Origin of the sequence: Thiorhodococcus minor, assembly GCF_010820565.1 — a bacterium.
GTDB classification, from domain to species: domain Bacteria; phylum Pseudomonadota; class Gammaproteobacteria; order Chromatiales; family Chromatiaceae; genus Thiorhodococcus; species Thiorhodococcus minor.
Genome location: NZ_JAAIJQ010000037.1, coordinates 33674 through 57417, shown reverse-complemented (window position 1 = coordinate 57417; position 23744 = coordinate 33674). Strand labels below are relative to the sequence as shown.

Sequence of the window (23744 nt, the reverse complement as noted above, 5' to 3'; positions counted from 1 at the left end):
GGTCAGGATTCGGGGCCGAGGCAATACTCTAACGGATCTCCTCAGCCAAGGCTGCCACGACTTATTGAGAAGTTACTGCAAATCCCTTTAAAGGGTTGATCTTGAAAGAGAAATACTGGAAACCGGAACATTGACAAAAAGCGAAAGCAATGCTAGAGAAAATATCTTTTTTCTGCCGAAAGCAGATTTATTCTTTAAAAATAAGGCGTTACGCCAATATCTCTGCCAGCCTTTCATTTTTTCCTGATAAAATTCAAAGCATTACGCTCTTGATGAGCGATGAGTTGCGGGTGCTTCAACCGTGTCGGCCGCCGCCATGACCGCGAATCGTTGTCGCCTATTTGGCGCGAGCATTTCCCGGCAGCCGCCGCGTCGCGATCAAGGTTAACGTGCTCAACGTCCTTTCGTCGAGCGGGCCGCTGTCCTACACCACAGACACCAGTTTCATCCTTACCGCAAAATGCTCCCATCCTAGACAATCACGCCGATTTCGGTGGGAGCACGTGATATAGGCTGCCAGCGGGTGGCTCTATCTTTCTCCGCGATAGCGGCTCCGTCCAACAACAGCCCCCATAGCGGCAGCAGATCGAGCAGGCGTCAGCACTTCTCCGTCGGCTCGCGGTTGTAGCGATCCTCGAACCGGACGATGTCATCCTCCCCGAGGTAGCTGCCGGATTGCACCTCGATGACCTCGAGCGGGATGCTGCCGGGATTCTCCAGTCGGTGCGTCGCGCCGACTGGAATATGGGTCGACTGGTTCTCCGTCAGCAGGAAACTGCTCTCGCCACAGGAAACACGCGCCGTGCCGGACACGACGATCCAATGCTCCGCGCGATGATGATGCATCTGCGAGGAGAGCGATTCGCCAGGATGGACCACCAGCCGCTTCACCTGATAGCGCTCGCCCCGGCCGATCGACTCATAGGAGCCCCACGGCCGATGCACGCGCTGGTGGTGCATGCACTCATCCCGCTGCTCACTGTGCAGGAACTGGGTGACGGCCTTCACCTCTTGGGCCGCATCCTTGGTCGTCACCAGAACGGCATCGGGCGTTTCGACGACGATGAGGTTGCTGACACCCACGGCAGCCACCATGCGCGACTGCGCGACGATGAGGTTGTCCGCGGCATCATGCACGAAGGCGTCACCATCCAGCACATTGCCGGCCGCATCCTGCTCGCGCACCTCCCACAGTGCCGACCAGGCCCCAACGTCCGACCAGCCGACATCCAGCGGGACGACCACGGCCACGGGCAGCTCTTCCACGCCCCCCGCCTGTCGAGTGCCGGACAGACGCTCCATCACCGAGTAGTCGATGGAATCACTCGGGCAAGCCTCAAAAAGACCTGTGTCCAGGCGCAGGAAGTCGCCATCCAGGGTCGCGCTCGCGAAGGCATTGCGGATCGCGCCAGCGATATCCGGACGGAAACGCTCGATCAAATCCAGCCACACGGACGCCTTGAGCACGAAGATGCCGCTGTTCCAGGCATAGCCTCCGTTCGCCACATAGACCTCCGCCGTGGACGCATCCGGCTTTTCGACGAACTCGTCCAGGACGAACGCCGCATTGGAAAGCTCCGCAGCGGGATAAGCCGCCCCTTGCCGGATGTAGCCATACCCCGTCTCCGGCTTGCTCGGAACGATGCCAAAGGTCACGACCGCGCCCTCGCGGGCGAGCACGCAGGCATCCGCGACCGCGGTGCGAAACGCGGCTTCGTCGCGGATGGTATGGTCTGCGGGCATCACCAGCAGAACGGGGTCCTCTCCCGACTCCGTCGCAACCTGCGCGGCCAGAGTCAGCGCCGGCGCCGTATTGCGACCGCATGGCTCCAGCACGATGCGCGCCGCCCCGCGCCCGAGGCCCCGAAACTGCTCCGCAACCAGGAAGCGGTGCGACTCGTTACAGACCACCAAGGGATCGAGCAGGGCGATCGCCTCGCGCGGATGCTCCTCCGCCAAGCCGTCGAGGCGGCGCACCGTCTCTTGCAGCATGGTGTAATCCCCAGTGAGCGGCAGAAATTGCTTGGGGTAAGCTTGCCGCGACAGCGGCCAGAGGCGTGTTCCAGACCCACCGGAAAGAATGACGGGCTGCAGGGACATGGCGGATTCCTGTTCCAGAGTTGCGTTTCGAGCCCCAGATTAGAGCAACGCGCCCCCCTAGGGTCAAACCGCTAGGGTCAACCGCCAGCGAAGTGAGCCTGACATGAGCATCGATCTGAGCCATCTTGCAGCCTTGTTACGAGAAACCGCCGCGGAAGAGATCCTCCCGCGCTGGCAACAGGTCCAAGCCAGACATAAGGGCGACGGCAGCCTGGTGACGGAGACGGATATCGCCTCCCAGCGGCGGATCGCCGACGCACTGGCGCGCGACTTTCCAGAGATCCCCCTGCTCGGCGAGGAGATGAGCGCCGAGGAGCAAGAACGGGTGATCGCAAACACCCCGGGGAGCTTCTGGGCCCTCGACCCGCTCGATGGCACCAGCAATTACGCCAACGGCTTTCCCTTCTTCGCCATCTCGCTGGCGCTCATCGAGAATGGAGCACCTGTGCTCGGCATCGTGCTCGACCCCACGCGAGACGAATGCTTTTGCGCGGCCAAGGGCCAAGGCGCCACCCTGAACGATCGCCCTTTGCGCGTCAGCGCACAGCAGACGCGCCTGACCGAGTGCATCGCCGTCGTCGACCTCAAGCGCATCCCGACGAGCCGCATTGCCGGACTCTTTCGCCCCGGCGGCTTTGGGTCGCAGCGCAACATCGGCTCAGTCGCGCTGGACTGGTGCTGGCTGGCATCGGGGCGCTTCCAGCTCTATCTGCATGGCGGACAGAAGCTGTGGGACTATGCCGCAGGCAGGCTCGTCGCCGACGAGGCCGGGGCCGCGACCCGACTCTTCGGCAAGGGCGGCACCCAAGCAGAGTCGACCTCCAACCTTGCGCCACGCCTGGCCATTGCCGCGGCAAACCAGGGCCTTCTCGATGCTTGGCTGGCGTTCGTCGACCTCCCCCCGACCGGTGCGGACGGCTGAGCAGAGCCAACGCCCGTCGCGAGGCAACCTACGCCATTGTTAACCGGGGCACCCAACCGCCTGATTCCAGGACGCTGATGGCTGTTCGCTGGCGGCTGGAAGCTCTCTTCAGCTTGAATCGCCCCGCCCAACCCGCAGCTTGGCCCTAGCCTTATCGCCAAGACGTCAAGTCGCGCGATCATCACGAAGAGGAGCAGTCACAATGAGCGAAGACCAGCCCGGTCTCGACATGGATCTCGCGAGCGGCATCGCCGCCTTCGAGTCGAAGCAGTTCTCGCGAGCAACCGGCCTGCTATCCCCGCTCGCAGAGCAAGGCAGCATCGAGGCCCAATACCGGATGGCCATCATGGCCCAAAACGGCCTCGGGATGCTGCCGAGCCCGCTGCTGGCCTACAAGTACATGAAGAACGCCGCCGAGGCCGGCCTTGGACTGGCGCAGCACGGTCTCGCCTTTATGTACATGCAGGGCGAATGCGTCGACCAGAATCCCGCAAAGGCGGTCGCCTGGTTCAAGAAGGCCGCCGACCAGGGTCTAGTCGGATCGCTGACCACGCTGGCCATGATGTACGAAGAGGGCCAGGGCGTCGAAAAAGACCCCGAAGAGGCAAAGCGGCTCTATCGCCTCGCCGGCTTCGAGGACCGCTAGGGCCGAAACGGGCGAATCAGACGAAAAAGGGCCGCAACCTCTACCAATCATTGCCAGGATTTCGCTATACTCCAGGGCCGCGTTGCCGAGGTGGCGAAATTGGTAGACGCATCAGACTCAAAATCTGACGAGGGCAACCTCGTGCCGGTTCGAGTCCGGCCCTCGGTACCAACCCCCTCTCGAGAGATCGACCGGAGCGCAGCTCCGGTCGATCGCCTCCCGCCCGCACGATCAGCTCGGACTAAGAACGAGCGTCCTCATCGCACTCAAGATCCGCTTGACCCTCACGCCGGCATTGCGTCGAGCGCCATAGCAGATAAGCCGCGGCAGCAAAGCAGCCGGCCCCGAAGGTCGTCAGCGTCTGCTCGAGCCAGTGCATCCAGATGGTTGCGGGTCCAGCGATCGCGATCGGTGGAAGCGCGAAGACGACGAGGAGATTGAGCCCGAAGAGCAAGGCGGCGGACCTGCGACGCAGGCGCAGGGAGATGCGGATCAGCTGCAGGCTCAGGATCAGGTTACCCAGACTGACGAACGCCAAGAGCGGCAAGAACCAGCCGCGCGGAATGGATAGCAGCCACTCGCGCACGCCCACTGCGACGGCCATCAGGGCCAGCGCAAGGAGCGCCGCCGACCAACCGAGTCGCGCGGGCCGGCCAAGCACCCGGTCCAAGAGCCCCCAAGCAGCGACGGCGCTTAGCACGAACCCCGGCGCCATGAGCGGAAAGAGCATCATGGCAAGCCAGCCGAGGTCCTGGCCAGTCAGCGCGACGATCAGCTTCCATAGTGCCTTCGCGAAGCCGCCCGAGACGACCAAGACGCCACCCAGCAGCATCATGGGGTAGCAGGCGCGATCGACCGCGCGCGCGACAGCGACGAGCAGCCCAAAGGCCAGACCGATCAGGGCAACGGGGGCGAAGTCGTAGACTGCGAGCGCGACGGAGAAATCAGGCATCGCTGCCTTGCGGCAAGATCAGAGCTCGATGAGATCGGCGATCGACTTGTAGAAGAACTCGAGCCAGGCCTCCGAGCTCGGGAAGTCCATCGCCAGCGGCCGCTGCCCGTGGGTATCCCGAACACAGGAGTACACGGGCGGGGAGCCCGGTTTCATGATGACCTCGAACTGGAGGAAGCCATGTGGAACCGCGATCTTCAGACCGATGGGGGCCTCCTTGGGACCGATCATGTTCACCAGGAGGCCGGCCACCCGGTCGTCCCGGCGATCGAAGTCATAGGGCCAGATCTGACGCATCACGGTGATGCGCACGAATTCGTTCTCGACGTCCCTAAAGGCCTGGATCAGCGGCGCGGCAAGCTCCGCGCAGGAGGCGAAGATCTCACGTTTCTGGACGATGGAGTCCTCGGCGCTGAGGACGCTCTCCTGCGCAAGCTCCCGCAATTTCTGAAGCGTTTGGTTCATGGGTCTCGTTTACCGGTCGCCTCGGACTCTGACATATCTCTCGCAAGCTGCGCGATCGCATGGCGGCGACGCCGAAACCGCCCGATCGACTCGCGCCTCAATGCCTGTAATATAGCGCGTTTGGCGCCCGCACTCGCGATCCGAGATGGCGATTTTGAATGCCGTCACAGCTCTCAAGGAGCGGATTTGGCTTCCAGCTCGAACATCGGCCGACTCTCGGGGCCGACCTCGTGGAGCGACGGACTCAAGAAGCGCGCATCCAGAGTGGGCTTGACCTTCAAGGACAGCAACGACGGATCCAGGAACTTCTTCATGAGACGTCTCGCCTGGCCGGCGCTGCTCACGCGTCTCAAGGCGTAGACCTGGTTGAGCGCCGCCTGGGTCGGGGCCTTGCCGCCATAGCGGCGGTAGTTCTTGATCACGGCCTCGGTATAGTTGAGCGTCTCGCGATAGGTCACGCGGCTGTTGGTGCGGTCGACCACGCCTTCGCCGGCGTTGTAGGCCATGATGACGCGGCCGTAATCGTTACCATACTTTCGCAGCAGCCGCCTGAGATGCCGCGTTCCGGCACGCAGGTTGGTTTCGGCGTCGAACAGCGCCCGCACCGAGCGAACACCATAATCCGCGGCAGTAGCGGGCATCAGCTGCATCAAGCCAACGGCACCTGCATGCGAGACGGCGTGGGCATCATAGCCCGACTCGGCCGCGACGACGGCGCGCACCAGCGCCTCTTCGACGCCGTACTGCCGGGAGACTCGCTTGACCAGGGCGTTGATTTGCCCACGGCTCGGCTTGGGGCTGCTGGGCGGCGCCGGGAACGCCCGGGAGGCCGGAGCATTCGCCGAGGCCGCGTCGCCCGATGGGGACTTGGCTACCGGCTGGCTTGGATCCGTCGTCGCCCAGGCCACTGGCACGAGCAGCAGGGCGAGCGTCCCCACCAATAGTTTCATTGGCATCTATCTACCCTGGCATCTGTCTGGCGTGGAATGGCTTGAGGCGGATTGCCCAAAGTGTCCGGCGGCATCCGCGAAGCCTCGGAGTCGACCACTGAAGCGGCGCACAGGACGTGCCACATCAGACGACAGTCTTGAATACAATGCAAGAGATGAACGCTGAGAAACGCCGGCAGATCTTCGAGAGACTCAAAGACACCAACCCCGAGCCGACCACGGAGCTGGTCTACCACAGCCCCTTCGAGCTGCTCATCGCGGTCATTCTCTCGGCCCAGGCCACCGACAAGAGCGTGAACAAGGCCACCGCCGGGCTCTTTGCCGCCGCCGGCACGCCCGAGGCCATGCTCGCGCTCGGCGAGGAGGGGCTGAAGGCGCACATCCGAACCATCGGACTCTTCAACAGCAAGGCGAAGAACATCATCAAGACCTGCGCCACCCTCGCCTCGCACCACGGCGGCGAGGTGCCGCGCGACCGCAAGGCGCTCGAGGCCTTGCCCGGCGTCGGTCGCAAAACCGCGAACGTGATCCTGAACACCGCGTTCGGCGAGCCGACGATCGCCGTCGATACTCACATCTTTCGTGTCGCCAACCGGACAAGGATCGCCTCGGGACCGACACCCCTTGCCGTCGAGCAGAGGCTGCTGCGGCATGTGCCCAAGGAATTCCGCAAGGACGCACACCATTGGCTCATCCTCCACGGGCGTTATGTCTGCACCGCCCGCAAGCCGCGCTGCGGGTCCTGCCGCATTTCGGACCTGTGCGAATACCCGGGCAAGCGATTGGAGGGTGCTGCCTAGCCGAGATCGGCTCAGAGACAGACTTGCGGCGCAGCCAGGCAGCCGCCTGGCAGCCCAAAGCGCTATAGACCCAGAACACCGAGACCTCGAAAGAACAGCCCCTATGCTCGCCACGAATCGAGAGACCCACCGCCGCATCTTCGTCCAGGCATGGCGCAAAGCCGCCAACGACGAGCCGCTGGAGCCGGTCGAAGCCCAGATCGTCAGCGTGATCCGCCAGCATCCCGAATATCAGCCGATGCTCGAGAGCGGCGAGCAGATCGTCGACAAGGATTTCAGTGCCGAGACCGGGCAGGCCAACCCCTTCTTCCACATGGGACTGCACATCGCGGTTCACGAGCAGCTCAGCATCGACCGCCCGGCGGGAATTCGCACCCTGTTCCAGGCATTGCGCAAACACTGCCCAGATGCGCATACGGCGGAGCATCGCATCATGGAGTGCCTCGCCCAAGCCCTATGGGCGGCCCAGCAAGGCCACCAAGGCTTCGACGAGACCACTTATCTCGACTGCATCAGAAGGGCGACCTAGCCGGGCGTCGCACTCGCCACGCGCCGTGCTCGATGGCCAGGCGCATCTTCATGACACGCCTGTTACACTCGACCAAGGAAGGCGCCGACTGCGGCACCCTCGGCCAAGACGCCCAGACTGCCCGCCGCAAGGACCCCGGGTGCTCGCTGAGTCGGTCGCTTCCATGCTAGACCTTGATCGAGAGCCAGATTGGCATTGAATCAGATCTCGGCTCGAGAGGGCGGTTTCAGGACGAGCCCGTGCTCAGACGCCACCGCCGCGCGAGAACGGCGGGTCTTCCGGGGACGCCTCGGACGCGGATAGAAGCAGACTGCAGGGATATGTGCCTGCGCGTCGAGACGACCGGATCCAGCAGCACTGGGAGCGCCTGATCGAGTCTCACTGCCCGGACACCCGATGCCCAGGCACAACCCACGAGGAAGGTAAGTCTTATGCCGACTTGGATCCTGGTTGCAGACAACAGCCGCGCCCGATTCTTCATCGCCGAAAAGGCCGCGGGCCCCTTAACTGAAGTCAGCTCCATGACCTTCCCTGAAGGCAGACTCCACGAAGGCGACCTCATCACGGACAAGGGTGGTCGCAGCCAAACCCCGGGCGCCGGCGCTCACGGCGTCAATGGTGAAGACGCGCACAAGCAGGAGAACGCCGACCGCTTCGCCAGCCTCATCTGCGAGGACCTCGAGGTAGCGCGCAAGGAAGGCCGCTTCGGCAAGCTCTACATCGTCGCCTCGCCCTCGCTGCTCGGGCTCCTGCGCAAGCACCAATCGAGCTCACTCAAACAGATGATAGCCGCGGAGCTCGACAAGAACTTGACGACCCAGCCGCCCGAGACGATTCGCAAGCACTTACCCGACTTTCTCTAGTCAGGGCACAAGAGGAGCACTGAGGCGATGCCGGCCCGGCATCGCCTCAGTCCGAGAGTGCGTCGGGACCAGCCATCTCGAGGATCGCGGCCCACTGCCAACGCCACCCCCTCGCCCCAGCGACAAGGCACACCATCCCACCAACACCCTCAGTCCTCGCGCCGCCCGCCGCGGAGCGACGCGCAGCATTCGTGATAACCTCTGAGATCTTGTCGGGCAGCCACTGGCGCGCCGCCTCTCAGGCGATCGGGAGACACGGCAGCGCCGTGGCGCGGCTTGCCCCGAGTCGGGCACAGCGGCCGATCCGAAGCAGCCGCGAGATGGAGCAGCGATGACCGCACGCGATTTCGACACCATCGTCATTGGAACCGGACCCGGCGGAGAAGGCGCCGCCATGAAGCTCGCCAAGGCCGGCCAACGACTCGCCGTCGTCGAGGCGCACGGGGCAGTCGGCGGCGGCTGCACCCACTGGGGCACCATCCCAAGCAAGGCCCTGCGTCACTCCATCCAACTGTTGGCCGACTATCGCCGCAATCCGCTCTTCCAGCACACGCAGCATCAGGTCGATATCGAATTCCCGGATTTGCTCCGGGCGGCGGACGGCGTCATCAATGACCAGGTGCGAACGCGCTACCGTTACTACCGACGCAACCGCGTGGATGTCATTTTCGGGCGGGCGCATTTCATCGAGCCCAACCTCATCGAGGTGCGTCGTCCGGGTGGTCTCACGGAAGAGCTGCGCGCGAAGCACTTCGCGATCGCCACGGGCTCGCGCCCCTACCATCCCCCGGATATCGATTTCGACCATCCGCGCATCCGCGACAGCGACTCCGTGCTTGCGCTTCAGCACACGCCGCGCTCCCTGACCATCTACGGGGCAGGTGTGATCGGCTGCGAGTATGCCTCGATCCTGGGCGCGCTCGACGTCAAGGTCAATCTGGTCAACACCAGGGACCGCCTCTTGTCATTCCTGGACGACGAGATCACGGACGCCTTGAGCTACCACCTGCGCCAGCAAGGGGTCGTCATTCGTCACAACGAGACCTATGACCGCGTCGAGACCGATGAGGAGGGGGTCGTTCTGCACTGCAAGTCCGGCAAGAAGTTCAAGACGGACGTCTTGCTCTGGGCCAACGGCCGCACTGGCAACACACAGGACATGGGCCTGGAAGACATCGGCCTGACGCCCAACGCGCGCGGCCAGCTCGATGTGAACGCCAGCTATCAGACGGCCCTGCCGCACATCTACGCTGTTGGCGATGTCGTCGGCCCGCCGGCACTGGCGAGTGCGAGCTATGACCAGGGCCGTTTCGTCGGGGCGCACATCGCCGACGGCGCCTGCGATTGGTCGCTCATCGAAGAGTTTCCCACCGGCATCTATACCGTCCCCGAGATCAGCTCCATCGGCCGCACGGAGCGCGAGCTAACGGCCAGCCACATCCCTTACGAGGTCGCGCAGGCCGACTTCAAGAGCATTGCGCGCGCCCAGATCACAGGGCATACCGTCGGCATGCTCAAGCTGCTGTTCCATCGCGAGACGCTCGAGATCCTGGGCATCCACTGCTTCGGCGAGCAGGCCGCCGAGATCGTGCACATCGGCCAGGCCATCATGTCGCAGCAAGGCGAAGCCAACAACCTACGCTACTTCACCGAGACCACCTTCAACTACCCGACCATGGCCGAGGCCTATCGTGTCGCGGCGCTCAACGGACTGAATCGGCTCTTCTAAGGCGATTTCTGTCAATTCCCATACCATCTGGCTTGTCTTGACGCCCACCTTCTATGTCGCCCCGCCAGTCACAGAGCCCAGCTATGCTCCTGTCGGCGCTCCTTGAAAGCGGACCCCAATCCGGCGCCACCTGGTATAAGAATTTCCGGCAATCGCCTAAGCGCTCGCCGGGCCGATTCCCGCCAACCCGGCGAGGAGCGGTATAGCAGTAGGATTCTCCGACGACCTATTGCTATTTAATCATTTTCTTATATACTCATGCCCTAATTGGCTACCAGCACATCGCTGGAAGCCAGTTGAGCGCGGCGTCCGCAGGCGCTCAGCACAGGAATACAAAGAACGGACACAGGACGTCACACGGCTTATTGCTCGGCCTATCTCAATCTTCTTCCAAAAACGATTTAGGTGTGTTTCATGTCGAAAATGATCAAAGCGGCCTCGGCCATCGCACTCGCAGCAGCAACCTCTTCTGTCTTCGCCTGGTATGCAGCCCCCTATCAGCCGCCTGTCATGACTCAAGAGCAGCAACAGGCCATGGTCGAGCAGCAGCAGGCCTTCATGGAGCAGCAGACCAAGGCCATGCAGGAGGCCTTCGAGGCTCAGAAGAAGGCCGCCGAGGAGCGAATGGCGAAGCTACAGGATATGCAGGGGCAGTACCCCACGGCGCCTGGCTTCGAGCCCTTCGCCTTCCCGGCAGCACCCGCCTTCCCGGAGATGCCCCAGGTCCCCGCGCTCGGCGAGTACCCGGCCATGCCCGAGATGCCGGCATTCCCCGAGATCGGCCGATTCCCCGCGGCCCCCGCAATGCCTGAGCTCGCCGCCCCCGCGCTGCCTAGCTCGATCCAGGACCGCATGAAGGAGATGGATGCCTACCGTGCCGAGTCGCAGAAGCGGATGGAAGCACGTCGCGCGGCCTTAAAGGCGATGAGCGAGCAGCGCCGCGCCATGCGGGCGAATCGCCCCTTCCCCTATCCGACTTACGGCACAGCCCCCGGCATGATGCCAGCGCCTCAGCAGCAGGCGGCAGCCCCGCAGGACACCCAGACCAGCACCGAGTAAGTGCCTATGGCGGGCGGCCCTGCCGTCCGCCGCGGAGCCTGCATCAGCGGCCCCGATCGCGAGCGCGATCGGGGCCGCTGTGCGTTTGGAGGCTGGCCGCCCGAGTCTGGCCGCTCACCGCCCTATCTACCTAGATCCGGCGGTTGGACGGCCTCCAGGGTGCGTCCAGCATGGTGTCCGGCAAGGCGAAACGAGGCGTCGTAGTGGTTCTACGACAACGCGTTGCAACGCAGCCAGGCGCCCGCGCGGGGCGTACACTGGGGGCCATAGCGGGCTTCACCCGGCGGGTGAGCCAGCAGAAAGCCCCGATCTTGAAAGTGGTCAAGGCGTTGCTTGAAGCACGAAGCGGTCAACTGCCGGATCTAGGATCTAGGCTTGCGGAGAGACAGGCCTTTCCGACTGCGCGGCATAGGCCCGCAGGAAGTCGTCGAAGGTCTGATCATCGGCGGCCTCGATCTCGCGCTGACGATCGATGGAGACGCGGGCCCACTGGTCGAGCGCTTGCGCGCCCCCCTCGTCCAGGCCTTGCTGCTTAAAGTACTCCTGATGCTCGCAGGAGCGGCGCCGCGCCATCGCGAAGAAGCCCTCGCGGCGCTCCCGCATCTCGCTCAGCATCATGGCCGAGGGTGTCAGCTCCGAGTCCGCGACCTTGGCCGACTGCCGACGCAGGCTTTGGCGATGCGAGCCATCCGAAGCCCCGTCGAGCAGTGCAGCGACGGCCTGCATGTCCTCGATGACCTCCTCGGCCCACTGCTTCAGCGTCACCGCGGAGCGATTCCGCGCGAGCTTCAGACCTGGCTCGCGACCGCGATGCGCCGTCAGGACCTCGTTCTCGTCGATGTCACGCCGCTCGCGGCTGCCGATGCGCGGACTCTCCTGCAGCAGGCAATACAGCATCAGCGTCTCGAGAAAATCCAGCTGCTCGCGACCGACACCAACGGGCTCGAACAGATTCACGTCGAGCGAGCGCAGCTCCACGTAGCCGACACCCCGCCGACGCAGGGCGAGCGAGGGCTTCTCCATCCATTCGGTGATCTGCTTCGGTCGGACCGTGCTGTAGTACTCGTTCTCGATCTGCAGGACATTGGCGCTCAGCTGCTCGTAGCGATCGCCGATCTTGACACCGATGGTCTCGTACTGCGGACAAGGGGTCTCGATCGCCCAGGTCAGGCTCCGCACGTAGGCGTCCAGGCTGTCGTAGCAGGCCTTCATGCCGGTGCCTTCTTCCTGCTTGTTCTGGTAGCCGATATCGCCCATCCGCAGGGAGGTGGCGTGGGGATAGTAAAGCGTGGTCTCGTCGAAGCGCTCCAGATCCGTCTCCTGCCCCTGCACGAAGCTCGCGCAGACGGCAGGCGAGGCACCGAAGAGGTAGGGTATGAGCCAGCCGAGCCGCTGCAGGTTGCGGATCATGCCCATCTGGGACTCGGAGCGAAACCCCCCCCTGTCATCGCCCGAGGATCGCACATCCTGATAGAGCGACCAGAAGGTGTCGGCAAAGGAGAAATTGAAGTGCACCCCGGCAATGACCTGCATGGTCCGTCCGTAGCGATTGCCGAGTCCGCGCCTGTAGACGGTCTTCATGGTGGCCGCGTTGGAGGTGCCGTAATAGGCTAGGGGAATCCGCGCGCCGCCTTCGAGCACACAGGGCATGCTGGTCGCCCACAGCAGCTCGTCGCCCAGGTGACGGTAGACATAGGTGTGGACGTCGTGCAGGAAGCCGAGCACCGCCTCCGGCTCGGTCAGCGCCGGCGTGATGAGCTCGAGCAGGGCTTCCGAGAAATCAGTGGTGATGTAGGGGTGCGTCAGGGCGGACCCCAAGGCCGCGGGATGTGGCGACTCGGCGATCCGCCCGCCGCAGGAGACACGCAGCCCTTCCTTTTCGAGACCGATTCGATTGTCTTGGAGCGCGCGCGCCGCGCCCGCGTCCTCGAGACGGACGACACGCCGCTCGAGGGTCTCTGCGAAAAACGTCAAGCTCAGTCCCTCATGACCGCCCGAGGGCTGCTGCCACGCTCCAGCTGGATGGCGTCGACCAGGATGCGCGCCGCCTCCTCGACCTCGATCCGGGCGATAGCGTCACGCTGGGCGTCCAAGGCGTCTTCGTCGACCTGATCGGCATCCTCGTCGACCGGGGTCATCCCCTTGGACCTCAGGAAGAGATCGCGCTCCGCCTTGAACCTATGGTCGCGCTGGTCTTCATTAACGCGCCGCTCGCGCTCACGCAGGGACACCTGCTTCTGCTCCTCGACATCCCGCATCAGCTTGCTGCGCTCCTCGAGCATCTTGAATCCGAGATTCTTCGCGGTCCGCGCATCCGATTTCATCTTCAAGATATCGAAGCTCAAGGCTCCTGCCTTGGTGAACTTCGCCGGATCGATGCGCGTCCAGGGCAGTGCGTTGTCGAGCGAGCGCTCACCGTGCTCGGTCATGTAGCGCGCGCTGGGGAAGCTGATATCCGGCTCGACGCCGCGCAGCTGCGTACTGCCACCGCTGATCCGGAAGAACTCGGCCATGGTCAGGCGCAGACGACCAAGGTCAGCGTGATCGCCTGGCACATAACGGTTGAGGTCGATCAGCGTCTGCACCGTGCCCTTGCCGAAGGTCGGCTCGCCGATGATCAGGCCGCGCCCGTAGTCCTGTATGGCCGCGGCGAAGATCTCCGAGGCCGAGGCGCTCTCGCGATCGACCAGGACGGCGAGCGGCCCGGTATAGGCGACGCCTGGGTCGGTATCGGCCTCGACATCCACCTTGCCGAAGGCGTCCTTGACTTGGACCACCGGCCCCTTATCAATGAAGAGCCCGGTCAAGGAGGTCGCCTCCGCCAGCGAGCCACCGCCATTGCCGCGCAGGTCGATCACAATGCCATTGACGCCGCGCATGACGAGGTCGTTGATCAGCTTGCGCACGTCACGGGTGGTGCTGCGGAAGTCGCGATCGCCCGCACCTTCGGCCTCGAAGTCGCGATAGAAGGCGGGGATCTCGATGACGCCGATCTTCATGCCGGGAGCCTTGCCGAGATCCTCGACCACGGAGCTCTTGGCCGCCTGGTCTTCGAGCTTGATCTCATTGCGCACCAGCGAGATCTCGCGGGCGTGCCCGGTCGAGCCCGACGTCTTCGGCATGATCTGCAGCCGCACCACCGAGCCCTTGGGACCACGGATCTTCTCGACCACGTCCTCAAGACGCCAGCCGACGACATCCTCCATCGCCCCATCGAGCCCTTGGGCAACGCCCACGATCTGATCCCCCGCGTGGATCTGCCCGGACTCGCGCGCCGGTCCGCCCGGCACCGTGCTCTGCACCAGGGTGTACTCGTTGTCCGCCCGCAAGACGGCGCCGATCCCCTCGAGCGAGAGCTTCATGCTGATGTCGAAGTTCTCCGAGGTGCTCGGCGACATGTAGCTGGTATGCGGCTCGATCGACTCCGTGTAGGCATTCGTGAAGGCCTGGAAGACGTCGTCGCCGTTGAACTGATGGATGCGCCGTGCGAGACCTTCGTAGCGCTTGCGGAGGCGGTCGCGGATCTCGTCGTCGCTCTTGTCGGCCAGCCGCAGGGTCAAGAAGTCGTTCTTGACACGCCTGCGCCAGCGCTCGTCGAGCTGGCCGCTGTCCTTCGCCCAGCCCACCTGCTCGGCATCGAAGGTAAAGGTCTCCGAGACGTCGAAATCGAATCGCCCGTCGAGGAGCTTGAGTGCGTAGGCAACGCGCTCGTCGACGCGCATGCGGTAGACGCGGAAGACATCGAAGGCGATGTCGAGCTCGCCGCGGCGCAGACTCTCGTCGAGATTCCGCGACCCGGTCTCGAAACGATCGACATCACGCGCCAGAAAGAAGGAACGGTTCGGATCCAGCTCTTCGAGATACTTGTCCAGGACTTGCTTGGCGAAGGCGCGATTGAGCGTGACCTTGCGGTAGTGATAACGCTCCAGCACCTTGTTGATGACGATCGCGGCCTTGGTCTGCCCAGGGCTCGGAAAGAGCTCGGAAAGCGGGACCGGGTGCGGCTTGGCAAGGGCCGTGACCGTGACCAGCATCAGCAGAAGGACGAGCTGGAATTGGTACAGGCGCTGTCTCATGGGTATCACTCTATATTTCGATGCTCGTCCATTGAGAGACAAGGACTGTCAGCGGTGGTTTCCGTCAACCGGTCGGATGGACCCGGCTGCGCCTAGGCACTCTCCCTGGCCCGCTGCGCTCCGCTCAACCAGCAAGGCGCCCGCCCAGACGGCTGGCAGGGATTGTTGCAAAAAATTGGCCCACTTTCAGGACTTGTAAACCTTGCGGCGATAAAGATCCGTGCGCCGGCTCACGACACGGTCGACGAAGAGGAGGCCGTCTAGGTGATCGATCTCGTGCTGAGCGGCGCGCGCCTCGAAGCCCTCCATCGCGTAGTCCTGGACACGCCCCTCCGGATCTTGCGCCTTCAGGCGGATCTGCGTGGCGCGAATCACGTTGCCAGTGTAGTCGGGAACCGAGAGACAGCCTTCCCTGCCCATCGCATAGCCTTCCCAATGGACGATCTCCGGGTTGATCAGGACCAGGTAGCCATTGTTCGGCGTCTTGGGTCGTGTCGAAACGTCGAGAATCACGATGCGCTGAAAGCGGCCGACCTGCGGCGCCGCGATGCCGACGGCCGCCGGACCGGCCTGGCGCGTCTCCTCGAGGTCGGCGATGAAGTCGCCCAGCTCCCGATCGAAGGACTCGACCGGCTCGGAGGACTGCTTCAAGCGCTCGTCTGGGAGCTTGAGGATGTCGAGAACTGCCATTGCTCAGCCGATGAGGACGTCCACGGGAGAGACATCCACGGAGACCCCGCGCTCGGCCAAGGGGGCGAGCGCGCCGTCCAGCGCCTCCAGCGTCTCCCCGCAATAGCCCTGGATGTTCATGATGTAGATGGGGCGGTCGCGCTCGCCCGCAACGTCCGATTCCAGCTCCAGGATATTGAACCCTCGCGTGGCCAGAATCTCGGTCACGTCGGCGACGATCCCCGCGCGGTCGGCGCCCACCACGCGCACCTGATAGTTCGGAGCCAGGTGGTGGTGCAGCCCACCGTGGGACGGGTCCAGATGGACCCTGAGATCCATCTCCTCGACGACCGGGGCCAAGGCGGCGAGCACCGCATCATCCGGCTTCGCGCCGCTCACCATCATCATGATGGTGAAATTGCCACCCAAGCGGATCATGGAGGCCTCGCCCAGATTGCAGCCCAGCCCGCAGAGCAGGCGCGTCACGCGCGCCACGATCCCGGGGCGGTCAGCCCCCACAAGCGTCAACAGATTCCACTCAGCCATGCTTTGCCATCTCGATTGATCGTCTTCCAACAGACCGTTTTCATTGCGTCGCGATCCAGATCAGACTCGCCATGCGTCCGGTCACACCGTCGCGACGGTAGGAAAAAAAGCGCTCCGGCTGGGAATAGGTGCAATCGCCGCCGCCGTAGACACGTTCGACCCCTAGGCGCCCCAGCCGCAGGCGCGCCAGCGTGAAGATGTCCGCCAGCCACCTGTCGCCGCTCGGCCGGAAGGCAGCGGCCGCCCCCGGATCCGCGGCGATGAATTGGTCGCGGACCTCCACGCCGACCTCGAAGGCGGACGGCCCGATCGCTGGGCCGAGCCAGGCCAGCAGCCGTCCCGCCTCGGCGGCCATCGCCATCAAGGCGCGGTCGACCACACCATTCGCCAGGCCACGCCAGCCTGCGTGCACGGCGGCCACTTCCTGCCCCCGCTCGTCGCAGATCAGGATAGGCAGGCAATCCGCCGTCATCACCACGCACACCTCATCAGGTGTCGCCGCAATCGCGCCATCGGCCTCGGCGCCGGAGTGGCCGGCACCTGGGGCGAGGATGTCACAGCCATGGACCTGACGCAGCCAGCGCGGACTGGCCGGCAAATCGAGGTGGACCTCGAGCCGGTCGCGATTAAGAGCGACTCGCGCGGGATCGTCGCCGACATGATCGCCCAGGTTCAGACTGGCATAGGGCCCCTCGCTGACGCCGCCCAGGCGGGTCGTCGAGCAGGCCCGCACCTGAGCTGGCGCCGGCCAGTCAGGGGTGAGAATCTGCATGTCCGGCCTCCTGTCTGAAGAGACCGAGCAAGGCGTCGAGATCCCGCGCCATCGGCACCTCCCAGGCCATCGGCTCGCCACTCTCCGGGTGAATCAGCCCCAGCCGGATCGCGTGCAGCGCCTGACGGGGAAACTGCTGAAGCGCCGCCCTGAGCTGTGGCGAGCAGCCTTGCGGCGGCCTCGGCCGGCCGCCGTAGACGGGATCGCCGACCAGCGAATGGCGAATGTGCGCCATATGGACCCGGATCTGATGCGTGCGCCCCGTCTCGAGCTCGACCGACAACAGCGTATGCCCCGCGAAAGACTCCAACACCCGGTAGTGGGTCACCGCCTCGCGCCCATTACGCACCACCGCCATCTTGATCCGGTTTGTCGGATGCCGCCCAATGGGCGCGTCCAGGCTGCCACCGGCCACCAAGCCGCCCTGCACCAGCGCCCGGTATTCGCGGTGTACCGCGCGCGCCTGGAGCTGACCGACCAGCGCGCTGTGCGCCTCCAGCGTCTTGGCGACCACCAGGAGGCCGCTCGTGTCCTTGTCCAGCCGGTGCACGATACCGGCGCGCGGAATTGCCGCAAGCGCCGGCTCGTGGTGCAGCAGCGCGTTCTGAAGGGTCCCGTCTGGGTTCCCGGCGGCGGGATGGACGACCAGCCCCGCGGGCTTGTCCACAACCAGGAGGTGGTCATCCTCGTAGACGAGATCGAGCGCAATGGCTTGCGCAAGACAATCGCCTTGGGCCTCCAGCTCGGCCTGCACCCGGATCAGCTCCCCCCCCCAGACCTTGTCGCGGCTGCGGCGCGGGCTGTCATCGACGAGCACCTGGCCCGAATCGATCCACTGCTGGAGCCGACTGCGCGAGAACTCGGGCATCAGGGCGGCGAGGGCTTGATCGAGCCGACGACCGGCCAAGCCCGCGTCAACCTGCAGATGCCGCTGCACCTGCTCTCTCGGGAGGCCGGTCATCGAGCCTGGCAATGGCGACGATGCAGCCCTGCGCCAACATCGAGACTCATCGCCTCAGCGGCCCCGCTTACGCAATGAGCGGCTTGAGCCGATGACCTCGCGGCCGCGCCTCGTGCTCCGGCGTTCGGGTATACTGCCCAGGATTTGAAACGGATGCTGACTCGACATGCGACGAACGTTATCACGATTGCCAGTGCTACTGCTCGTGGCCGCGCTCGCCGGCTGCGGGGTCTTCGGCAAGAAGATCGACCCGACAGAGGGCTGGAGCGCGTCGAAGCTCTATTCGGAGGCCGCCGCCGAGCTGGACTCGGGCAACTACAAGCGTGCCGTCGAGCTCTACGAGAAGCTCGAGGCACGCTACCCATTCGGCCGCTACGCCATGCAGTCCCAGCTCGACGTCGCCTACGCGCACTACAAGGCCGATGAGCCGGAGGACGCCATCGCGGCCGCGGATCGCTTCATCAAGCTCTACCCGCGGAATCCCTACGTCGACTATGCCTACTATCTCAAGGGCATCGTCAACTACAACCGCAGCGTCGGCTTCCTGGATCGGTTCATCCCGACCGACGCGTCGCAGCGCGATCCCGGATCGGCATTGGACGCCTTCAACGACTTTTCCGTCCTGGTCGAGCGGTTTCCCAACAGCAAATACGCCCAGGACGCGCGCCAGCGGATGGTCTATCTGCGCAGCAATTTGGCGAAGAACGAGGTCAATGTCGCGCGCTACTATATGAAGCGCGGGGCCTATGTCGCCGCCGCCAACCGGGCCAATTATGTCATCGAGCGCTTTCAGCGCACCAGCGCCGTGGACGATGCCTTGGAGGTGCTCGCCGACGCCTACGAGGCGCTCGGCAAGGACGACCTGGCCGCGGACGCCCGGCGCGTGCTCGAGGTGAACCGGCAAGCGGGGCGCTTCATCGCGGACGAGACCCAGCCCGAAGACGCGGATTTCGCACGCAAGCTCTGGGACTATCTCAAGCTCGACGAGAACTGAGCGCCGACCGGCGCCGGCACCACAACCACCAGAATCGTGCCGCCTGGCGTGATCGACCGCCTAGCGGCAGGGTCGATCGCTGCCTTTGCGGCAGCCGGCACACGCCGGGACAGGCGCCCGGCAGGCCAGGTCCATCAGATCGCCGATTCGTTCTCCTCGCCGGTACGAATGCGCACCACGCGAGACACGTCCGACACGAAGATCTTGCCGTCACCGATCTTGCCGGTGCGAGCCGCCGTGGTGATGGCGTTGATGCAGCTCTCGACCTGATCGTCGGCAAGCACCAGCTCGATCTTCACCTTGGGCAGGAAGTCCACCACGTACTCGGCGCCGCGGTAGAGCTCGGTATGGCCCTTTTGGCGACCGAAGCCCTTGACCTCGATGGCGGTCATTCCCGTGATGCCGGCTGCGGACAATGCCTCGCGGACATCGTCCAGCTTGAAGGGCTTGATGATCGCTTCGACCTTTTTCATTCAATCTCTCCGTATAAGGGTCAGGGCTGAGCTTAGCCCGGAAGTATATGATTGGGATAGGGTCATGAACAGCAGGGGCGCAAGCCTCAAAACCCATTCGTCAGCGGGTAGCGACGGTCTCGACCGAAGGCCCGCTCGGAGATGCGAACACCAGGCGGGGCCTGGCGTCGCTTGTACTCGTTGCGGTCGACCAGGCGCGCGACGCGACGCACCATCTCCAACGAATAGCCCTTGGCCGCGATGGCGTCGATGCCCTCGTCACCCTCGATATAGAGGCGAAGGATGGCGTCCAATACCTCGTAAGGAGGGAGGCTGTCTTGGTCGACCTGGTCCGGACGCAGCTCGGCCGAGGGCGCGCGGTCGATCACCCGCTGCGGAATCACCTGCGAGCGCTGGTTACGGCAATTGGCGAGCCGGTACACCAAGGTCTTGGGCACGTCCTTGATGGGGGCGAAGCCGCCCGCCATGTCGCCATAGAGGGTTGCATAGCCAACCGCCATCTCGCTCTTGTTGCCCGTCGTCAGCAGGATACGGCCGCTCTTGTTGCTGATCGCCATGAGGATGATCCCGCGACAGCGGGCCTGGATATTCTCCTCGGTGACATCCACGGCCTTCCCGGCAAAGGCGGGCGCCAGCATCTCCAAGAAGGTCTCGAATGCCGGCTCGATCGAGATACTCTGGGCTTCAACGCCGAGCAGACGCGCCTCCTCGAGCGCATCTTCGTTACTCATGTCGGCGGTATAGCGCGAAGGCATGAGCACTGCCTCCACGGCGTCCGGCCCCAGCGCATCGGCAGCAATCGCGAGCGTCAGGGCCGAATCGATCCCGCCCGACAGCCCCAAGACGGCGCCGCTGAAGCCGTTCTTGCGGACGTAATCGCGCACGCCCAGGACCAAGGCATCGTAGATCGTCTCATCGTCGCTCGCTGGCGCGGCGGCGGCCGGTGCCGACGCCGGCAAGGCGCGGGCTGCGTCATCGAAGGCCTGCGGGAAGGACAGCTCGCTGAAGGCGGGCGCGCGCTGGACGACCGCGCCGCCGGCGTCGACCACGAAGGAGGCGCCATCGAACACCAGCTCGTCCTGCCCCCCCACGAGGTTGGCATAGACGATCGCCATGCCAGTGTCGCGCGCCAGGCGCGAGACCAAGGCCTCTCGCTCACGGCGCTTGCCTGCATGAAAGGGCGAGGCGTTGATGTTGACCAGGATCTGCGCGCCCGCGGCCGCCGCCTGCTGGGTCGGCCCGTCCTGCCAAATATCTTCGCAGACGCTCAAGCCGATGCGCAGCCCCTGGTGCTCGAAGACCCTTGGCGTCGCACCCGGCTGGAAGTAGCGCTTCTCGTCGAAGACGCTGTAATTCGGCAACTGCTGCTTGGCATACTCGGCGACCACCTCGCCGTCGCGAATCGCACCCGCCACGTTGAAGAGCCCCCCAACCGAGCGCCTGGGATAGCCGATGATCAGCGTAATGCCCTGGACCTCGGCCTGGATCCGCGCCAGGGCGGTCTCGACACGGGCGTGCAGCTCCGGGCGCAGCAGCAAGTCCTCTGGCGGATAGCCCGTCAGCACCAGCTCCGGGCAAACAGCCATGTCCGCCCCCCCCTCACGGGCACGCACGGCCTCAGCGATGACGCGCTCGGCATTGCCGGCGACATCCCCCACCAGGGGATTCATCTGGACGATCTGGATGCGACAAGCCAAGTCAGCGTTCTCCGGCAGGGGCCTCAAGATTCAATGCCAGCCGATCCCGAATCGGCAGCCGCGGCGCAAGGGCGCTCGCCACGGGGTCAGCGCCCCAAGAGCTCGGCCACGCGCGCCCCCATCTCGGCGGGCGAGCGCACGGTCACGACGCCGGCCTGGTCGAGCGCGGCGAACTTGTCCTCCGCGGTGCCCTTGCCGCCCGTCACAATGGCCCCGGCGTGGCCCATGCGCTTGCCAGGCGGCGCGGTGACGCCCGCGATGTAGGCGACCACGGGCTTGGTCATCCGCGGCCGGATGAATTCCGCGGCCGCCTCCTCGGCGCTGCCGCCGATCTCACCGACCATGATGACGGCATCCGTCTCCGGATCGGCCTCGAAGCGCGCCAGACAATCGACGAAATTCAGCCCCTGGATGGGGTCGCCGCCGATGCCGATACAGGTGCTCTGCCCCAGCCCCGCTTGCGTCGTCTGAAAGACAGCTTCGTAGGTCAGCGTACCTGAGCGCGACACGATCCCGACACGGCCCGGACGGTGGATGTTGCCGGGCATGATACCGATCTTGCAGGCGCCAGGCGTGATGACGCCCGGACAGTTCGGCCCGATGAGCACGGCGTCGGAGTCAGCCAGCGCCGCCTTCACCTTGAGCATGTCCAGGACCGGAATGCCCTCGGTGATGCAGACGATGACGCGAATCCCGGCGTCGGCCGCTTCCAGGATGGCGTCCGCGGCGTAGGTCGCCGGCACGTAGATCATGGTCGCATCCGCCCCGGTCGCCGCCACGGCTTGGTGGACGGTATCGAAGACCGGACGCTCCAGGTGCGTCTGACCGCCCTTTCCAGGCGTCACGCCACCAACCAGTTTGGTGCCATAGGCGATCGCCTGCTCGCTGTGGAAGGTGCCCTGCTTGCCGGTGAATCCTTGACAGATGAGACGGGTGTCGGAATCGACCAAGACGCTCATTCGCTGCTCCCCTTAGATGCCGCTCCCGAGGCGGCCGCCGCGACCACCTTGTCCGCCGCCTCGGTCAAGCTCGAGGCCGTCTCGACCGCAAGGTCGCTGTCCGCCAGCATCTTCAGCCCCTGCTCCGCATTCGTCCCCTCCAGCCTGACAACGATAGGGACGGCCACCTCGACCTCCCGCACCGCCTGCATGATGCCCTCGGCGATCAGATCGCAGCGGACGATGCCGCCGAAGATGTTGACCAGAACCGCCCTCACCTTGGCGTCGGAGAGGATTAGCTTGAAGGCCTCGGCGACCCGAGCCGCCGTCGCCCCGCCGCCGACATCGAGGAAATTCGCCGGCGCGCCGCCGTGCAGCTTGACGAGATCCATGGTCGCCATGGCCAGCCCGGCCCCGTTGACCATGCAGCCGATATCCCCGTCGAGGCTGATGTAGTTGAGCTCGTGTGCCTTGGCCTCCGCCTCGCGCGCATCCTCTTGATCCGGGTCGCGCAGGGCCTGCAGATGAAGATGCCGGCCCAGCGCGTTGTCGTCCAGATTCACCTTGGCGTCGAGCGCTAGCAGCTCGCCGGCCTCAGTCACCACCAAGGGATTGACCTCGACCAGGCTTGCGTCGCACGTCGTGAAGAGCCGATAGAGCCCGCTCAAGATGCCTCCGAGGGACTTGATCTGACCACCCTCCAGGCCGAGCCCGAAGGCGAGGCGGCGGACGTGGAAAGGCTGGAGTCCAGCGGCCGGATGGACATGGACCTGGATGATGCGCTCAGGCGTCTGCGCCGCGACCTGCTCGATGTCCATGCCGCCGGCGGCCGAGGCCATGATCAAGACCCGCTCGGCGGCACGATCCACGAGCAGGCTCAGGTAGAGCTCACGCGCGATCGCGGTCGGCTGCTCGACGAGCACCTGCCCGACCGGCAGACCTGCCGGCCCACTCTGATGGGTGGCCAGGCGCGAGCCGAGCAGGCGGCCCGCCACGTCGACCACCTCAGTCGCGTCCTCCGCCAGGACGACGCCACCTGCCTTGCCGCGACCGCCGGCGTGGATCTGCGCCTTGACCACCCAGCGCGAGCCGCCAAGCTCGGCACAAGCGGTCTTCGCGTCCTCCGGCGTCCCCGCCACCCGCCCCTCGGGGACGGCAACGCCGAAGTCACGGAACAGCTGCTTGGATTGAAACTCATGTAAATTCATGCACTTCCCCGATATCCTTGCCGCCAGCACAGGATGCACCTAGAAGGACTCATCCAACCGCCAGCGACAGGGTACACAAGTGGCTTGGTCGCCCCTGAGACGACCTGAAGCCTCGAACCAAATCCTTTGGCGGCGCCTGTTCTCTCGCTCGGCCACGCCATCCCATCGTTCGGCTGCGCCAATTCTGGTCTAATTCGGTGCATCATGCCAAAGTCTGAGAAGCGGCCAAGGCATGGCATCCCCCGCCGAGCCCATGGATGCCCCGCAGACTCGAGACTCTCGGTTATTGACAATACCACCATTCAGAAACCGCCAGCGCGACTCGCGCGCCGACTTAGCGCAGCGCGCGCATCCCGGCAAGAAGGGCATCTCAGCAGCCACTTTCTTCAGAATCG

Annotated in this window: 22 protein-coding genes and 1 tRNA gene; 9 read left to right on the top strand and 14 right to left on the bottom strand. The window is 64.6% G+C overall.

Going from position 1 to position 23744, the window contains the following annotated elements; translation table 11 throughout:
- Window positions 1–597: 597 nt before the first annotated feature.
- A complete protein-coding gene (locus G3446_RS13610; protein WP_164453378.1) occupies window positions 598–2100 on the bottom strand; it encodes a mannose-1-phosphate guanylyltransferase/mannose-6-phosphate isomerase in 1503 nt (500 codons plus the stop codon).
- 103 nt (window positions 2101–2203) lie between these two features.
- Here G3446_RS13610 and G3446_RS13605 point away from each other — a divergent pair, with 103 nt between their 5' ends.
- The 3 genes from G3446_RS13605 (at window position 2204) to G3446_RS13595 (ending at window position 3839) form a co-directional block, all read left to right on the top strand.
- On the top strand, window positions 2204–3022 hold the full coding sequence (locus G3446_RS13605) for an inositol monophosphatase family protein (protein ID WP_164453377.1): 819 nt from the start codon (window positions 2204–2206) through the stop codon (window positions 3020–3022).
- Window positions 3023–3224: 202 nt separating this feature from the next.
- A complete protein-coding gene (locus tag G3446_RS13600) occupies window positions 3225–3668 on the top strand; it encodes a tetratricopeptide repeat protein (protein WP_164453376.1) in 444 nt (147 codons plus the stop codon).
- 84 nt (window positions 3669–3752) lie between these two features.
- Window positions 3753–3839: transfer RNA gene (locus tag G3446_RS13595), tRNA-Leu, on the top strand.
- Window positions 3840–3909: 70 nt separating this feature from the next.
- Here G3446_RS13595 and G3446_RS13590 read toward each other — a convergent pair.
- From G3446_RS13590 to G3446_RS13580, 3 genes are all read right to left on the bottom strand, one after another.
- Window positions 3910–4620 (bottom strand): hypothetical protein, encoded by a 711-nt coding sequence (locus G3446_RS13590; RefSeq protein ID WP_164453375.1) that lies wholly within the window; start codon window positions 4618–4620, stop codon window positions 3910–3912.
- A gap of 18 nt (window positions 4621–4638) precedes the next feature.
- The gene (locus tag G3446_RS13585; RefSeq protein WP_164453374.1) at window positions 4639–5085 is read right to left on the bottom strand and encodes a hypothetical protein; all 447 of its coding nucleotides are present in this window, start codon (window positions 5083–5085) and stop codon (window positions 4639–4641) included.
- A gap of 173 nt (window positions 5086–5258) precedes the next feature.
- Window positions 5259–6035 (bottom strand): lytic transglycosylase domain-containing protein, encoded by a 777-nt coding sequence (locus G3446_RS13580; protein WP_245232490.1) that lies wholly within the window; start codon window positions 6033–6035, stop codon window positions 5259–5261.
- Window positions 6036–6190: 155 nt separating this feature from the next.
- Here G3446_RS13580 and nth point away from each other — a divergent pair, with 155 nt between their 5' ends.
- From nth to G3446_RS13555, 5 genes are all read left to right on the top strand, one after another.
- Window positions 6191–6835 (top strand): endonuclease III, encoded by a 645-nt coding sequence (gene nth, locus G3446_RS13575; RefSeq protein WP_164453372.1) that lies wholly within the window; start codon window positions 6191–6193, stop codon window positions 6833–6835.
- Between the two features lie 103 nt (window positions 6836–6938).
- Window positions 6939–7364: a DUF1841 family protein gene (locus tag G3446_RS13570; RefSeq protein ID WP_164453371.1), complete on the top strand. Its 426-nt coding sequence runs from the start codon at window positions 6939–6941 to the stop codon at window positions 7362–7364.
- A gap of 431 nt (window positions 7365–7795) precedes the next feature.
- Window positions 7796–8227: a host attachment protein gene (locus G3446_RS13565; RefSeq protein WP_164453370.1), complete on the top strand. Its 432-nt coding sequence runs from the start codon at window positions 7796–7798 to the stop codon at window positions 8225–8227.
- Window positions 8228–8558: 331 nt separating this feature from the next.
- Window positions 8559–9956 (top strand): Si-specific NAD(P)(+) transhydrogenase, encoded by a 1398-nt coding sequence (gene sthA / locus G3446_RS13560; protein WP_164453369.1) that lies wholly within the window; start codon window positions 8559–8561, stop codon window positions 9954–9956.
- A gap of 414 nt (window positions 9957–10370) precedes the next feature.
- Window positions 10371–11015, top strand: coding sequence for a hypothetical protein (locus G3446_RS13555; protein ID WP_164453368.1), 645 nt, complete (start codon window positions 10371–10373; stop codon window positions 11013–11015).
- A gap of 369 nt (window positions 11016–11384) precedes the next feature.
- On the opposite strand, the gene gshA is transcribed toward G3446_RS13555, so the two are convergent.
- The 6 genes from gshA to rluD form a co-directional block, all read right to left on the bottom strand.
- Window positions 11385–12989, bottom strand: coding sequence for a glutamate--cysteine ligase (gene gshA, locus G3446_RS13550; protein ID WP_164453367.1), 1605 nt, complete (start codon window positions 12987–12989; stop codon window positions 11385–11387).
- 2 nt (window positions 12990–12991) lie between these two features.
- Entirely contained in the window at window positions 12992–15091 is a 2100-nt protein-coding gene (locus G3446_RS13545; protein WP_164453366.1) for a carboxy terminal-processing peptidase, read from the bottom strand.
- 186 nt (window positions 15092–15277) lie between these two features.
- Window positions 15278–15781 carry a peptide deformylase gene (gene def, locus G3446_RS13540; RefSeq protein ID WP_164453365.1) on the bottom strand — a complete coding sequence of 168 codons (504 nt, stop codon included), beginning with the start codon at window positions 15779–15781 and terminating at the stop codon, window positions 15278–15280.
- Between the two features lie 3 nt (window positions 15782–15784).
- Window positions 15785–16306, bottom strand: a complete 522-nt coding sequence (locus G3446_RS13535; protein WP_164453364.1) for a glycine cleavage system transcriptional repressor — start codon at window positions 16304–16306, stop codon at window positions 15785–15787.
- 40 nt (window positions 16307–16346) lie between these two features.
- Complete coding sequence (gene pgeF / locus G3446_RS13530; RefSeq protein WP_164453363.1) at window positions 16347–17078, bottom strand: peptidoglycan editing factor PgeF; 732 nt, start codon at window positions 17076–17078, stop codon at window positions 16347–16349.
- Complete coding sequence (gene rluD / locus G3446_RS13525; RefSeq protein ID WP_164453362.1) at window positions 17059–18039, bottom strand: 23S rRNA pseudouridine(1911/1915/1917) synthase RluD; 981 nt, start codon at window positions 18037–18039, stop codon at window positions 17059–17061. Before rluD ends, pgeF begins: the two co-directional genes overlap by 20 nt.
- Window positions 18040–18205: 166 nt before the next feature.
- Between rluD and G3446_RS13520 the strand changes: the two genes are divergently transcribed.
- Window positions 18206–19033, top strand: a complete 828-nt coding sequence (locus tag G3446_RS13520) for an outer membrane protein assembly factor BamD (protein ID WP_164453361.1) — start codon at window positions 18206–18208, stop codon at window positions 19031–19033.
- A gap of 134 nt (window positions 19034–19167) precedes the next feature.
- Here G3446_RS13520 and G3446_RS13515 read toward each other — a convergent pair whose 3' ends face one another.
- The 4 genes from G3446_RS13515 to sucC all read right to left on the bottom strand — a co-directional run bounded on the left by G3446_RS13515 (window position 19168) and on the right by sucC (window position 23349).
- On the bottom strand, window positions 19168–19506 hold the full coding sequence (locus G3446_RS13515) for a P-II family nitrogen regulator (protein ID WP_164453360.1): 339 nt from the start codon (window positions 19504–19506) through the stop codon (window positions 19168–19170).
- A gap of 86 nt (window positions 19507–19592) precedes the next feature.
- Entirely contained in the window at window positions 19593–21176 is a 1584-nt protein-coding gene (locus tag G3446_RS13510) for an NAD+ synthase (protein WP_245232492.1), read from the bottom strand.
- A gap of 113 nt (window positions 21177–21289) precedes the next feature.
- A complete protein-coding gene (gene sucD, locus G3446_RS13505; protein ID WP_164453358.1) occupies window positions 21290–22162 on the bottom strand; it encodes a succinate--CoA ligase subunit alpha in 873 nt (290 codons plus the stop codon).
- On the bottom strand, window positions 22159–23349 hold the full coding sequence (gene sucC / locus G3446_RS13500; RefSeq protein ID WP_164453357.1) for an ADP-forming succinate--CoA ligase subunit beta: 1191 nt from the start codon (window positions 23347–23349) through the stop codon (window positions 22159–22161). Before sucC ends, sucD begins: the two co-directional genes overlap by 4 nt.
- Window positions 23350–23744 lie beyond the last annotated feature (395 nt).